Genomic DNA, 14,692 nt, shown 5'->3' with positions numbered 1-14,692 from the left:
TTGTGGCGGTAACGGCAGCCATGCCGGATGGAACAGGTTTAAAACGGTTTTCCCGCCTGTATCCTGACCGCTTTTTTGACGTGGGAATTGCAGAAGAGCATGCGGTTACGTCGGCAGCGGGGATGGCGGCAGGCGGCTTAAAGCCGGTGGTGGCGGTCTATTCTTCCTTTTTACAGCGGGGCTTTGACCAGATTCTCCATGATGTGTGCATACAGAATCTGCCTGTGGTGCTTTCCGTTGACCGGGCGGGCCTGGTAGGAAGCGATGGGGAGACCCATCAGGGGATTTTTGACTTATCCTTTTTATCGGCCATTCCCAATATGAGCGTGTTTGCACCTAAGAATTTATGGGAACTGATGGATGGGCTGGAATTCGCCCTGTCCTATGGAGGACCCTTTGCGGTACGCTATCCGAGAGGAGAGGCTTACCAGGGATTAAAAAGCTTCCGCGCTCCCATCGAATACGGAAAGGGAGAGATGCTCTATGAGGAAAAGGACATTGCCCTTTTGGCCGTAGGAAGCATGGTGAGCACCGGGGAACACGTAAGGCAAAAGCTGAAGGCAGAAGGCTGGAGCTGTACTCTGGCCAATGGCCGTTTTGTAAAGCCCTTTGACCGGGAACTGGTGGACCGGCTGGCAAAAGATCACTGGCTCCTGGTGACCATGGAGGAAAATGTCCTTCAGGGAGGCTATGGCCTTGCCGTTACCAATTATATCCATGAGCATTATCCATCCATAAAGGTTATGAACATCGCCCTGCCGGACGCCTATGTGGAGCACGGCAATGTATCTCTTCTTCGGAAAAGCCTGGGAATTGACAGTGATTCCGTCATATGGCGGCTCAAGAAGGAATATCTGGATATGGAGCGCCAGAACGCGGAATGGAGAAATTATAACGATAAATCAGGGGAAGTTGGAAAGTCATGAAAGAACGATTGGATGTGCTTTTGGTAAAGCAGGGGCTGGCTGAGTCCAGGGAAAAGGCCAAAGCAATCATTATGGCCGGAATCGTCTATGTAAACGGGGAAAAAGAGGACAAGGCCGGTACCGCATTTGAGGAGACCGCAAAGCTGGAAGTGAGAGGAAGCACTCTTAAGTACGTAAGCCGCGGGGGCTTGAAGCTTGAGAAAGCGATGACTCATTTTGATGTGACGCTGGATGGCAGGATCTGCATGGATGTAGGGTCATCCACCGGCGGATTTACGGATTGCATGCTGCAAAACGGCGCCGTCAGGGTTTATGCGGTCGATGTGGGCCACGGCCAGCTTGCATGGAAGCTGCGCAATGATGAGCGCGTGGTGTGCATGGAAAAGACCAATATCCGATATGTAACGCCGGAGGATATCGGGGACCGGATCGAATTTTCTTCCATTGATGTTTCCTTTATTTCTCTGACCAAGGTTCTTGGCCCTGTGAAAAATCTGCTGGGAGAAGACGGGGAGATCGTCTGCCTCATTAAACCCCAGTTTGAGGCGGGCCGTGAAAAGGTCGGGAAAAAAGGTGTGGTAAGAGAAAAATCCGTCCATTTAGAAGTGATTGAAGCGGTGATTTCCCATGCAGTAAGCATTGGATTTGAAGTGCTCCACCTGGAATATTCTCCGATCAAAGGACCGGAAGGGAATATCGAATATCTGCTCCATTTAAAAAACCATTTATCAGGTGGAACATATCCGGTATTCCAGGTTGATCCGGAAAAAACCGTGAATGAGGCCCATGCGGAATTAAGCGAAGGCAGGTAAGGAGTTTATTATGAAGCATTTCTATGTCATCATGAACCCGGATAAAGAAGGGACCAAAGAGACAGCCAGGGCCATCTGCGATTATCTGAAAGGCCGTGGAGCGGTCTGCCGGATCGGAGGAGGAGAACGGGCGGAAAGCCGGAAGGGGAACCATTATACCGATGCGGCCGCAGTGCCGGAGGAGACCGAATGCGTCATCACCTTAGGGGGCGACGGGACCCTCATACAGGCGGCCAGAGATTTAGCCGGACGGAATATTCCAATGCTTGGGATCAACCGGGGAACCCTTGGGTATCTGACCCAGGTATCCCGCACGGAGGAAATTGATGCAGCCCTTTCCGCTCTCTTAAACAATGATTATAAACTGGAAGAACGGATGATGTTAAGCGGCTGTGCCTATCGGAACGGAAAAGCTGTTTATCAGGATATTGCCTTAAATGAAATCGTAATTACCAGGAGCGAACAATTAAAAATGCTGCGGTTCAAGGTTTATGTTAACCAGGAATTCTTAAATGAATACCGGGCGGATGGGCTGATCGCAGCTACGCCTACCGGATCGACCGCCTATAATCTTTCCGCAGGAGGCCCGATTATCGTGCCGGATTCCAGGATGGTGGTCCTGACCCCCATCTGTTCCCATGCCCTTAACGCCAGAAGCATTGTTCTTTCATCAGATGACTGGATCCGGATTGAGATGATGGGCCAGAATGGCGTATGCCAGGCAGCGGTGTTTGACGGGGATACGGCAGCAGAGCTCTATCCGGGTGACTGCATGGAGATACGCCGGGCGGAAATCAAAACCGTTCTGGTTAAACTGAAAAACATTTCATTTTTAGATAACCTGCGTAACAAAATGGCCGGTATATAAGGAGGAGACACCATGAAACTGGAACGCCACAGCAAAATTGTGGAACTCATCGGAAAAAACGAGATCGAAACTCAGGAGGAGCTGGCGGATTATTTGAATCAGGCAGGCTTTGCAGTCACTCAGGCAACTGTTTCCAGAGACATCCGTGAACTGAAGCTCACAAAGGTTCCGTCCGAATCAGGAAAGCAACGTTATATGGTTCTGCAGAACCAGAGCTCCTTCAGCGATAAATACATCCGGATCCTGCGGGATGGTTATTTATCCATGGATATGGCACAGAATATTCTGGTCATAAAGACCGTATCCGGCATGGCTATGGCGGTGGCTGCAGCCTTGGATGCCCTTCATTTCAGTGAAATGGTGGGCTGCATTGCAGGAGATGATACCATTATGTGCGCCATTCGAAGTGCCGATGATACCATACTTATGATGGACAAACTAAAAAAACTCATTACGGGATAAAGGAGGCGTGCCATGCTTTCAGAATTACACGTAAAGAACTTAGCCCTGATTGAAAAAGCCGATGTGGAGTTTCGAGAGGGCTTCAATGTTCTGACCGGTGAGACCGGAGCCGGAAAATCCATTATCATCGGCTCGGTTGCCATTGCCCTGGGGGGAAAGGTGCCAAAGGACATAATAAGGAAGGGCGCGGAATACGCCTATATTGAGCTGATCTTTACGGTCAGAGATCCGGGAAAAGTCCGCCTGCTAAAGGAAATGGACGTTCATCCGGATGGAGACGGTACGGTGATCATATCAAAGAAGATCATGCCGTCGAGAAGCTTAAGCAAAATCAATGATGAAACGGTGACCGCAGGGAAGCTGCGTGATATCACCGGCCTTCTGATCGATATTCATGGACAGCATGAACATCAGTCTTTACTTTACAAGTCAAAACATCTTGAGATTCTGGACCGTTACCAGGAGAAAAAGTCCCATGAGCTAAAAGAGAATATTGCAGAAACTTATCGGGAATATATCCGGTTAAAGGACCGTTTGGCGTCCTTCCAGCTTGATGAAGAGGCCAGACTCAGGGAAATGGATTTCATCCGCTATGAGATCGAGGAAATCGAGAATGCCCGTCTGAAGGAAGGGGAGGAAGAGGAATTATCCTCGAAGTACCGGCTTTTTTTGCATGCAAAAAAAATAACCGAGAGCCTTTCCATGGCTTATACAGCCGTAAATTCAGATATCATTGGCCGTGCTTTAAAAGAAATTGAGGCGGTTGCTTCCTATGATGACAGGCTTTCTGTCATAAGGGACCAGCTTTTTGACGCTGATTCCATTTTAAACGATATCAACCATGAAATAACCTCTTATATGGATGATATGGCCTTTGATGAGGAAGAATACCGGCAGATGGAGGAACGGCTTGATCTCATACATAACTTAGAGGCCAAGTACGGCAAAAGTCCGGACCAGATTTTTGAAAATCTCGAAGAAAAACGGAAGCGTCTTAAAGAGCTGGAGGATTATGATGCGGTCAGGAACAGGACTGCCGGCGAACTTTTAAAGGTTTCCGGCCGGCTGGAGGTTATTTGCACACAGCTGTCCGAAATGAGAAAAAGTACGGCCAGAGAGCTGACGAAAAAGATAAAAGAAGGGCTTACGGACTTAAATTTCATGGATGTGGAGTTTTCTATGGAATTTACCAGAATCGACCATTATACTGTGAGCGGCTTTGACGAAGCGGAATTTATGATCTCCACCAACCCCGGGGAGCCTTTAAAGCCTCTTAACACGGTAGCTTCCGGCGGTGAGCTGTCGCGGATCATGTTAGCCATCAAGACCGTGCTGGCAGATACCGATGACATCCCGACCCTGATTTTCGATGAAATCGACACCGGTATCAGCGGACGCACGGCCCAGAAGGTATCGGAAAAGCTGACTTACATTGCCGGAAACCATCAGGTGATCTGTATTACCCATCTGCCGCAGATTGCAGCTATGGCTGACTGTCATTTTGAAATCGCAAAAGAGGTCTTAGATGGCCGGACAACCACCTCGATTCACAGCCTCGGCAAGGAAGAGATGGTGGAGGAGCTGGCAAGACTTCTCGGAGGTGTAGAGATAACCGAGGCAGTTCGGGCCAATGCCAGGGAAATGAAACGGCTGGCAAAAGAACGAAAATGAAAAAGAAAGAATTGGGCATCATAAGCATAGGTATATTGCTGTATGCCCATTTAAAAATTAAAAATTATAGTAAAATTGCGTGTTTTAAAAAATAGTATAAGCAAAAAATTCCATTCTGATGCAACGGATGTCACCGAAAGAAAATAGTTACAACTAAAATATGACAGTGTGATTTGAACAATATCTCACATACTAAGAGAGGAGCAAAAAATTGTCTCCTTTCATTCTTCTAAGGAGGTATGTGAGATGAGAAAAAAAAGGATTCACAAACTTATAGTAAGGGTGTTCTGGATCAGCCTGATCTTTTGTATCGGATTTTCCTGGTTCTATATGAAGCGGGTAATTCCCGACAAATTGAATATCGTTGCAGAGGAAGAAGAACAGTTTCATTTCTCCATGCCTTTTGATGTGACGTTGTATTCCGACAGCGAGGAAGTGGTATTAAATAACGGATCAAATATACCTTCCGATCAAATCCATCTGCAGGTAAACCAGCCCTTTTCCTTATATTCGGAAAATCAGGGAAGCTACAAGCTTGGTTTAAAGCTGTTTGGGTGGATTCAATTAAAGGATATACAGGTTAATGTAGTAGATACCAAATATGCCATACCATGCGGCACCCCCATTGGAATTTATTTGAAATCCGATGGCATTATGGTAATCGGTACCGGAGATATAACAAAAAAAGACGGTATGGTCGTAGAACCTGCTTTTGGAGTCCTGCAGTCCGGGGATTACATTGAGGCCATCAATGGAACTCCCCTTAATGATAAGGAAACGCTGATGAGTGAGCTTAATAAAATCGGCGCTTCCGAGGCGGTCTTAAAAGTCAGGAGGAATGGGGAGAGCATTGATGTTAAGATGAGCCCTATTGAAACAGAAGACGGAACCTACAAGCTGGGAGTGTGGGTCCGGGATGATACACAGGGAATCGGGACCATGACATATGTGGATATGAATGGGCAATTTGGTGCACTGGGGCATGGAATCAGCGACAGCGACACCGGTAATGTGGTTCAGATTACGGACGGATCTCTTTATGAAACCGCAATTCTGGGAATTGAAAAGGGAACATTTGGAAAACCGGGAGTGATGAGCGGCATCATCTATTACGGCCCCGGTTCCACATTAGGAACCATAGCCGAAAACACAGAAGAGGGAATATTTGGAAGTGTGAACGAGCGGTTCAAACAGAGCATTACCCAGGACGCCATTCCAATCGGCTATCGGCAGGATATAAAAAAGGGAACGGCTTATATCCGAAGCGATGTATCCGGAACGGTCAGGGATTATCAAATTGAAATCCAGCGTGTTGACTATTCCACCACCCATAAAAGCAAGGGGATGGTGATTGAGGTGACTGACCCGGACCTTCTGGCACTTACCGGCGGAATCGTTCAGGGTATGTCAGGCAGCCCGATCATACAGGACGGGAAGTTAATAGGAGCCGTAACCCATGTATTCATACAGGATTCAACAAGAGGATATGGGATATTTATCGAGAACATGGTCAATCATTGAGCCAGGCCCGATAAAGCGGGGCGGGCCCTGCCCCAATAGACATGGCGGTAAAAGAGGAAAGAAAAGGACAGGATCGTAAGCTTCCTTACGGTACCGTCCTTTTCTTTCCTGATATCATCCGCTATTCATAAAAATGAATGAAGTGATAGCTGTTCAGTATCTGGAAATATTTTGCAAGCCTTTCATACAGAGGTGCGGCCTCTTCGCCGAATTGTTTATTCACTTCTCCGGCCAGCTCAAGAATATTCTTTTTCCCATCGATCAGAGGCCATAGAAAGCTTCCGATCCGGTCAAGATGAATGTGGCTGACTCTTGGGCGGTGAAACAGTTTTTGGGCGATCCAGTTAAATGCACCTTTATTTTCAATGTCTAACGTTACGATCCCATTCTCATCTGCGGACCAGAGTATGCCCTCCACACGGAGGGGAATCCGTTCCAGATAATTTTCCTGTCCGCTTCCTTTTAATTTATTCATTTTTTAACTTTCTTCCATAACGTGAATTTTAAAAGGCTTAATATAACCAGTGCGAATACGATGAGGCTTCCGAAATCCGAAACAGCCGCCGGAAGGTTTAATACTCCTGATAAGTCCAGGGCCCGGTCAATGCCGAATACAGCTAAGATTGCCAGAAGGATGCCAACCAGACCTTCTCCTGCAATCATGCCGGAACAATATAACATGCCATCGCTGATTAAACCCTCTTTTTCCATTTTATCTTTTTTCTTTATATGATCAAAGCCCATGCGTACCAGTCCGCCTGCCATGATGCATGCATTCAGCTGTACCGGAAGATAAACACCGATTGCAAACGGAAGAACCGGGATTCCAAGAATTTCAATGGTTATGGCCAGGAATACACCTATAAATACCAGAGGCCATGGAAGGTTGTTCTGCATGATCCCTTCAATGATCATCTTCATAAGCATGGCCTGTGGCGCGCCTAACTGTTCCGAACCGAATCCCCATGCGGCATTTAACAGATACAAGACACCGCCGATGGCAAATGCGGCTGCTATGACGCCGATCAGTTCCCCGATCTGCTGCTTTTTCGGTGTAGCGCCCAAAAGATAGCCGGTCTTTAAATCCTGTGAGGTGTCGCCTGCAATGGCGGCTACGATGCAGATGATGGAGCCTATGGCAATGGCACCCTGCATGCCATGAATTCCGTCATCTCCGGCTGCTTTTAAAATGATGGTGGTAAAAAGAAGTGTTGCGATAGCCATGCCGGATACCGGGTTGTTGCTGCTTCCAACCAGGCCTACCATTCTGGAGGACACGGTTGCAAAGAAAAATCCGAAGATTACTACGATAATTGCTCCGATAAAGCTGACCGGTATGGCGGGGACCAGCCAGATCAGAACCGTAAGTACTATGATACCGGACAGGATGGTTTTAAAACTTAAGTCCTGTTCTGTTCGGGACGTGCTGTTAACACTGGCAGCACTCAGGCCTTTCATGGCATCACGGAAGGTACGGATAATAAGAGGCAGTGATTTGATCAGACTGATGATTCCGCCGGCTGCCAGAGCTCCGGCACCTATGTAACGGATATAGGTACCCCAGATAGCACCCGCTCCGCCTTCTGCGAATATTTCCCCTATGGGTGCGGTTCCCGGATACAGGGTCAGATCAGCACCAAAGAGGACAATGGCAGGAATGAGTACCAGCCAGCTTATCAGTCCTCCGGCAAACATGTAGGATGAAATCCTGGGACCGCAGATGTAGCCTACGCTCATGACCGCAGGATAAATCTGGGTTCCTATTTCACCTGCAAACCCCTTTACACGGAAAGACACCTCTCCGGGAACCAGCTTTAACCCGTCGATGACGAATTTAAAGATGGCGGCGATTCCCATTCCCGCAAAAACGGTGGATGCGTCAGCACCTCCCTCTTCTCCGGCCAGGAGAACCTCAGCGCAGGCGGTTCCTTCCGGATATGGGAGGATGCCGTGCTCCTTTACGATCAGGGCATTTCTGAGAGGAACCATGAAAAGTACACCCAGTATGCCGCCCAAAAGAGCGATCAACGTGATTTCCAGAATGCCCGGAGTTTCCATTTTCCCTTCGGCCGCCCATAGAAAAAGAGCAGGAAGCGTAAAAATGGCGCCTGCCGCCAGGGATTCTCCGGCGGAACCGACGGTTTGGACAATGTTGCTTTCGAGAATGGAATTCTTATGCATAATAACCCGGATCACTCCCATTGAGATCACGGCTGCCGGAATGGAGGCAGAAATCGTCATTCCGACCCGGAGGCCCAGATACGCGTTGGCAGCACCGAATACGACTGCCAGAATGATGCCCATTACGATCGATGTGATAGTAAATTCAGGTGTTACCTTGTCAGCCGGGATGTACGGCTTAAAATCATTTTGTTCATACATTTGAATTTCCCCCTATTTTATTTTCAGTAATAATTATAGCGAGTTATGAAGGAGTCGGCAAGCTTTTTTGCTTATTTCATGAGAAAATGAATGAAACTGCGTTTTGATTGACAAAATAATATAAATAAAGTAACGAAAAATAGATTAATCTGATGAATTGGACTTTTCAATGTAACTGTAATATGTTAGTATAAAAACAGAAGCTGGTAATAAATGGGATTTTTTTGCCGACAAGGTATAGCATTTTTCAACATTAACAAATAAAGGGGGGCAAGCGCGGATTGCGACCAGGGTAGGTCTTTTCTCTGTTCGACTCGTTAGGGGAAAAAGAATATGCTGGAAATCAATTTGAAATATGGTATTTTTGTCGAATAATGCGACAGAATCCCGTTGCGGCATGAGCTGAGGCAAGACTATAATGGCTATACACTAGTTTTCATTTATTTTGAAGAATCAGGAGGAGAGTATCAATATGTCAGAAATCAGTATTGCGATTGCGGATGATAACCTGCAGACCTTAAATCTGCTGAATGATATACTGGAGGGAGAGGAGGATTTTCACGTCGTAGGAAGAGCGGATAATGGCGAAGATGCTTATAACATGATTTTAAAAACAAATCCGGATGTTGTCTTATTGGACGTGATTATGCCGAGGATGGACGGAATTACCGTAATGGAACGGGTGAGGGGAAATGGTGCTGTTACAAAGATTCCGTCGTTTATTATGGTAACTGCGGCAGGAAGCGAGAATATTACCGAAGATGCATTCCGCATGGGAGCAAATTACTACATAATGAAGCCGTTTAATAAGGAAATTATCGTCGATAAGGTGCGAAGAGTAGGACAGAGGAAGACGAAAGCTCCAACCCTTCAGGGAATGAAAAAGGTGAAGCCTTATGTCAATAAAACCGAGTACATGGAGCAGAACCTGGAGAATGATGTAACCCAGATGCTTCATGAAATCGGAATTCCTGCTCATATTAAAGGCTACCAGTACTTAAGAGATGCTATCGTTATTTCCGTGCAGGACCAGGAAATGCTCACTTCTGTCACAAAAATACTTTATCCCTCCATTGCAAAGAAGCATCAGACAACTCCAAGCAGGGTGGAGCGTGCGATCCGCCATGCCATTGAGGTGGCCTGGAGCCGGGGGAAGATGGATACCATCAATGAATTGTTCGGATATACGGTAAGCACAGGAAAAGGAAAACCGACCAATTCCGAATTTATTGCCCTGATCGCTGATAAAATAAGACTGGATTACAAAAAACTTTCTTAATTTGTAAGGGAAATATACTTCCTTATTTCTTTAAAATGCAGTATACTATAGGATGACAGACAGCGCCCCAGGGTGAAAAGAATAAGGGAGGTTTTTGGATGAAGAAGATATTATTCGTTGCATCGGAAGCAGTACCTTTTGTTAAAACAGGCGGGCTTGCCGATGTAGCAGGTTCCCTTCCCAAGTGCTTTGATCGGGAGTTTTTTGATGTCAGAGTTCTGATTCCCAAATATCTGTGTATCAAAGAAGAGTGGAGAAGCCAGATGACCTATATCGATCATTTCTATATGGATTATCTGGGCCAAAGCAGATATGTGGGGATTCTTCAGTATGTTTACGAAGGAATTACCTTTTACTTTATTGACAACGAAGGATATTTTAATGGTCTCAGGCCATATGGCGACTGGTACAATGACCTGGAAAAGTTCTGCTTTTACTCCAGGGCGGCATTATCAGCGCTTCCGGTGATCGGATTTCAGCCTGATGTGATCCATTGCCATGACTGGCAGACCGCACTTATTCCTGTACTGTTAAAAGACCGGTTTCATGATGGGGAATTTTTTCAAAGCATGAAGTCCGTGATCACAATCCACAACTTAAAGTTCCAGGGCGTATGGGATGTTAAGACGATCCAAAGGCTTACCTGCCTGCCGGATTATTATTTTACGCCGGATAAATTGGAAGCTTATAAGGATGGCAACCTGTTAAAGGGAGGCATCGTTTACGCTGACGCAATCACGACTGTCAGCGATACTTATGCGGAAGAAATCAAGATGCCGTTTTACGGAGAAGGACTGGATGGTCTGATGCGCGCAAGGGCGGGCAGTCTCCGGGGCATTTTAAATGGCATTGATTATGATGAATTCGATCCTGGATCGGATCCGCATATCGTAAAGAATTATAATGCAAAGAACTTTCGTAAGGAGAAGGGGAAGAATAAAACGGCTCTTCAGCAGGAGCTGGGATTAAACCAGGATGAGAAAAGGTTCATGATCGGTATTGTTTCCAGGCTGACGGACCAGAAGGGACTGGATCTGATCCAGTGCGTGATTGATGAACTGTGCCAGGATGATATTCAGCTGGTCATTCTCGGTACCGGGGAAGAGCAGTATGAAAATATGTTCCGCCATTATGCATGGAAGTATCAGGATAAGGTCTCGGCTAATATATATTATTCAGAGGTCATGTCCCACAAAGTATACGCAGCCTGCGATGCTTTTCTTATGCCGTCATTATTTGAACCATGCGGTTTAAGCCAGCTTATGGCTCTCCGGTATGGTACCGTTCCCATTGTACGGGAAACAGGCGGTTTAAAGGATACGGTAGAGCCGTATAATGAGTATGAGAACCGTGGGACCGGCTTCTCCTTCTCCAATTATAACGCCCACGAGATGTTAGGGATCATCCGGTATGCGGAAGGGGTTTACTGCGATAAGAAGCGTGAGTGGAATAAGATCATTGACCGCGCCATGGCGAAGGATTACTCATGGAAAACTTCAGCCATGAAGTATCAGGAACTGTATGATTGGCTGATTGGCTGTTAAGCCGATTGATATTTCAGGAAAGAAGCGATGGAACAACGATGGAAAGTATGCATTTAACCCGGGAAGAAAAGCAGGAATCAGTCAGATGGGCAGAAGATTCTTCCTGGGTGGAACGGGAACATTATACCGAGGATCCGGAATATATGGGTTGCGTGAGGGACATCATCGATCATCCGGTTTTCCAGTCCATGGATAACTATATGCAGCATGGAGACACTACCTGCAAAGCCCATTGTATAAAGGTTTCCTATATGAGTTACTGCATTTGCAGAAGGCTGGGCTGGGAATATACAGAGGTTGCCAGAGCCGGCCTTCTTCATGATTTGTTTTTGTACGACTGGCATACCCATGCCAGAGAAACCGGGGAACATTTCCATGGTTTTACCCATCCCAGGGCCGCACTGAATAATGCGGTAAAATATTTTGAATTAACGGAAAAAGAAAAGAATATGATACTTCGCCATATGTGGCCGTTAACGCCAATTCCTCCCAAAAGCCGGGAGGGACTGGTGATTATTTATTCGGATAAATTTTGCGGCCTGATCGAAACGGTGGCCAGGATAAAGCGTTGGATTTTATTTGGTTTTGGCTGGAAAAGTGCTGCATAAGATGGAGGAAACCATGACATTTTGGGACGATTTACTTGGGAATCAGGTTCTGGTGACTGCAGTTGCCGGCTGGATAGTAGCACAGGTTTTAAAGACGATCATCGATCTGGCCCTTAACAGGAACTTTAATCCGGAGAGGCTGGTGGGGTCCGGTGGGATGCCAAGCTCCCATTCCTCCACGGTTTGCGCGCTGACAACCGCCGCCGTTTACCGCTATGGCGTCGGTTCTTTTGAGTTTGCGATCAGTTTTATCCTCTCTATGGTGGTAATGTACGATGCCATGGGGGTACGCAGGGAAACCGGGAAACAGGCCAAGCTGTTAAACAGCATACTGCTGGAAAATCCGTTAAAGCTGAATGGAGAGATATTACAGGAAAAGTTAAAGGAATATGTAGGCCACACCCCCCTTCAGGTAGTTGCAGGGGCAATTTTAGGAATTCTGCTGGCATTTTTTATGGCGCACTATTATGTGTAACCATGAAAGTTTTCCGGGAATCGTAAGAAAATAACCCTTGATTTCTTAAGATATCCATATTATACTTTAACAAGTTAAAAAATTGTTAAAATTGGAGGTAAAATGGATATGTCAATCTATCGTAGGATAATCTGTTTTTTCCTATTCAGCTTTCTGGGATACCTTCTTGAATGTGCCGTACTCAGCTATGAGAATAAAAGGCCTGTATTGAATCGCGGATTTGGACATGGACCATTCTGTATCATATATGGATTTGGGGCCATGGGAGCGATGATCCTGCTTAAGCCGCTTGTTGACAATCCGGTCCGCCTTTATTTCGCTTCTATGGCGATGGCGACTTTTATGGAGCTGGTGACAGCTCATATGATGATACGGCTGTTTGGTTCATTCTGGTGGGATTACAGTCAGAAGCCATTTAACTACAAAGGCATCATCTGTCCGGAAAGCAGCATTGCATGGGGATTTCTGGGGATATTTTATTTCCGCTTCCTGAATGGATTTGTAAATCAGATGGCAGGGCTGGTTCCCGATAATTATGGGCGCATGGTCGCTGCAAGCCTTCTGATATTCTATGCGGCTGATTTTATATTCACCATGAGATTGCAGCTTAAAGCTGTCTGCGAAGATGATGGTACGTCCATGATCGGACGTCTGAAAGTATATTAATGAATGGCGGGATTCGATTCGGGTCCCGCTTATTTCATTTTTTTTGACCATCGTGTCCGCTATATGAAAATGGAGGTTTCAAATGGATAGAATCAAGAAGCTTGTGCTGGCTTCGGCTTCGCCAAGAAGGAAGGAGCTTCTGGCACAGATCGGAATCGTGCCGGAGATCATCCCCAGTACCATCGAAGAAAAGATAAACACAGATGTGCCGGAAGATGCGGTCGTGGAGCTTTCACGCAGAAAGGCAGAGGATGTTGCCGGCTTTCAGAAAACGGGAACCTGTATCATCGGCGCGGACACGGTTGTGGCGGCCGGAGGGGAGATACTTGGAAAACCGGCCAGCCATGAGGAGGCTCACCGGATGATTTCCCTGCTGGAAGGAAAAACACATCAGGTATACACAGGGGTCACCCTGGTATTTTGTGGACAGGCTGGGAAAAAGGTACGGACATTTGTGGAAAAAACGGATGTTCATGTGTATCCCATGTCAGAAGCAGAGATAAAAACCTATGCGGATGATACGGAGCCCATGGACAAAGCCGGGGCCTATGGAATACAGGGAAAATTTGCAGCTTTTATTAAAGGGATTGACGGGGATTATAATAATGTAGTAGGATTGCCTGTAGGACGAGTGTACCAGGAGATAAAGCAGATGTTTGAACAGGAGGATGAGGAATGATTAAACTGATTGCATCGGATATCGATGGAACTCTGGTGACCGATGGAAGCCATGAGGTGAATCCGGAACTTTATGATATGATTTTAAAGCTTCGTGCAAAGGGAATCCAGTTTGCCGCAGCCAGCGGGCGCCAATGGGCCAGCATTGAGTCCATTTTTGACCCAATTAAGGAGAAGGTGTTCTATCTGTCAGATAACGGCGCCTATGTGGGATGCCATGGAAGGAATTTATTTACGAATCCCATTGATAGACAGACTGTTATGGATATGATACAGGATGTGCGGAATATGGAAGGGCTTGAAGTTATGATCAGCGGTCCGGATACGGTATATTTGGAGACGGAAGACCAGGAATTTATTGACTGGCTGGTGAATGGATACAAATTCCGGGTGAAACAGGTGGAAGACCTGACCAGGGTAGATTCCGAGTTTATTAAGATATCAGTGTACCGGAAGACGGATGTGGAGGCCCATACCAGAGCCCTGCGTGAAAAGTATGCGGACCGCCTTAAGATCACCATTGCCGGGGATATGTGGATGGATTGCATGAGGCCGGGAATTAACAAAGGCCAGGCAGTAAAGCTTCTTCAGGAAAGTCTGGGGATTAAGCCGGAAGAGACCATGGCATTTGGCGACCAGCTAAATGATATCGAGATGTTAAAGCAGGCATATTACAGTTTTGCAGTGGGGAATGCCAGGGAAGAAGTGAAGGCTGCAGCCAGGTTTCAGGCGGACACCAATGTAAATGACGGGGTCTTAAAAATACTGAAGCTGCTCCTGTAGCATGAAAAGAGGGGTGT

At 46.6% G+C, this 14,692-nt stretch carries 15 protein-coding genes; 13 read left to right on the top strand and 2 right to left on the bottom strand.

The annotated features are described in order from the left end of the window. The 6 genes from BQ9856_RS01680 to spoIVB all read left to right on the top strand — a co-directional run. Positions 1-926, top strand: a 926-nt coding sequence (locus BQ9856_RS01680; RefSeq protein ID WP_328587224.1) for a transketolase C-terminal domain-containing protein, incomplete at its 5' end; no start/stop codon positions are given. Then, the gene (locus tag BQ9856_RS01675; RefSeq protein WP_077609428.1) at positions 923-1,738 is read left to right on the top strand and encodes a TlyA family RNA methyltransferase; all 816 of its coding nucleotides are present in this window, start codon (positions 923-925) and stop codon (positions 1,736-1,738) included. The genes BQ9856_RS01680 and BQ9856_RS01675, both read left to right, overlap by 4 nt. 10 nt (positions 1,739-1,748) lie before the next feature. Further along, entirely contained in the window at positions 1,749-2,606 is an 858-nt protein-coding gene (locus BQ9856_RS01670) for an NAD(+)/NADH kinase (protein WP_077609427.1), read from the top strand. A 12-nt stretch (positions 2,607-2,618) separates the two neighbouring features. Then, entirely contained in the window at positions 2,619-3,068 is a 450-nt protein-coding gene (argR, locus tag BQ9856_RS01665) for an arginine repressor (RefSeq protein WP_077609426.1), read from the top strand. A 12-nt stretch (positions 3,069-3,080) separates the two neighbouring features. Further along, positions 3,081-4,739, top strand: coding sequence for a DNA repair protein RecN (gene recN / locus BQ9856_RS01660; RefSeq protein WP_077609425.1), 1,659 nt, complete (start codon positions 3,081-3,083; stop codon positions 4,737-4,739). Positions 4,740-4,985: 246 nt separating this feature from the next. Further along, complete coding sequence (spoIVB, locus tag BQ9856_RS01655; protein ID WP_077609424.1) at positions 4,986-6,260, top strand: SpoIVB peptidase; 1,275 nt, start codon at positions 4,986-4,988, stop codon at positions 6,258-6,260. Between the two features lie 121 nt (positions 6,261-6,381). Here the strand turns inward: spoIVB and BQ9856_RS01650 are convergent, their stop codons facing one another. Next, positions 6,382-6,735: a PqqD family protein gene (locus BQ9856_RS01650; RefSeq protein ID WP_077609423.1), complete on the bottom strand. Its 354-nt coding sequence runs from the start codon at positions 6,733-6,735 to the stop codon at positions 6,382-6,384. Beyond that, positions 6,732-8,642, bottom strand: a complete 1,911-nt coding sequence (locus tag BQ9856_RS01645) for an OPT family oligopeptide transporter (RefSeq protein ID WP_077609422.1) — start codon at positions 8,640-8,642, stop codon at positions 6,732-6,734. Before BQ9856_RS01645 ends, BQ9856_RS01650 begins: the two co-directional genes overlap by 4 nt. A 472-nt stretch (positions 8,643-9,114) precedes the next feature. Between BQ9856_RS01645 and spo0A the strand changes: the two genes are divergently transcribed. The 7 genes from spo0A to BQ9856_RS01610 all read left to right on the top strand — a co-directional run bounded on the left by spo0A (position 9,115) and on the right by BQ9856_RS01610 (position 14,675). Next, positions 9,115-9,921, top strand: coding sequence for a sporulation transcription factor Spo0A (spo0A, locus tag BQ9856_RS01640; protein ID WP_077609421.1), 807 nt, complete (start codon positions 9,115-9,117; stop codon positions 9,919-9,921). A gap of 98 nt (positions 9,922-10,019) precedes the next feature. Then, positions 10,020-11,465, top strand: coding sequence for a glycogen synthase GlgA (gene glgA, locus BQ9856_RS01635; protein WP_077609420.1), 1,446 nt, complete (start codon positions 10,020-10,022; stop codon positions 11,463-11,465). Then, positions 11,447-12,073 (top strand): HD family phosphohydrolase, encoded by a 627-nt coding sequence (locus BQ9856_RS01630; protein ID WP_442855457.1) that lies wholly within the window; start codon positions 11,447-11,449, stop codon positions 12,071-12,073. Before glgA ends, BQ9856_RS01630 begins: the two co-directional genes overlap by 19 nt. 13 nt (positions 12,074-12,086) lie before the next feature. Then, positions 12,087-12,548 (top strand): divergent PAP2 family protein, encoded by a 462-nt coding sequence (locus tag BQ9856_RS01625; RefSeq protein WP_077609419.1) that lies wholly within the window; start codon positions 12,087-12,089, stop codon positions 12,546-12,548. A gap of 108 nt (positions 12,549-12,656) precedes the next feature. After that, complete coding sequence (locus tag BQ9856_RS01620) at positions 12,657-13,214, top strand: putative ABC transporter permease (RefSeq protein ID WP_077609990.1); 558 nt, start codon at positions 12,657-12,659, stop codon at positions 13,212-13,214. Positions 13,215-13,296: 82 nt separating this feature from the next. Further along, positions 13,297-13,893, top strand: a complete 597-nt coding sequence (locus BQ9856_RS01615) for a Maf family protein (protein WP_077609418.1) — start codon at positions 13,297-13,299, stop codon at positions 13,891-13,893. Continuing rightward, positions 13,890-14,675 (top strand): HAD family hydrolase, encoded by a 786-nt coding sequence (locus BQ9856_RS01610; RefSeq protein ID WP_077609416.1) that lies wholly within the window; start codon positions 13,890-13,892, stop codon positions 14,673-14,675. Before BQ9856_RS01615 ends, BQ9856_RS01610 begins: the two co-directional genes overlap by 4 nt. The last annotated feature ends 17 nt before the right edge of the window (positions 14,676-14,692 follow it).

Origin of the sequence: Clostridium sp. Marseille-P2415, from assembly GCF_900155545.1 — a bacterium.
Classification (GTDB): Bacteria; Bacillota; Clostridia; order Lachnospirales; family Lachnospiraceae; genus Lacrimispora.
Note: the sequence above shows the minus strand (reverse complement) of the source record. Positions and strands in the feature narration are given on the sequence as shown.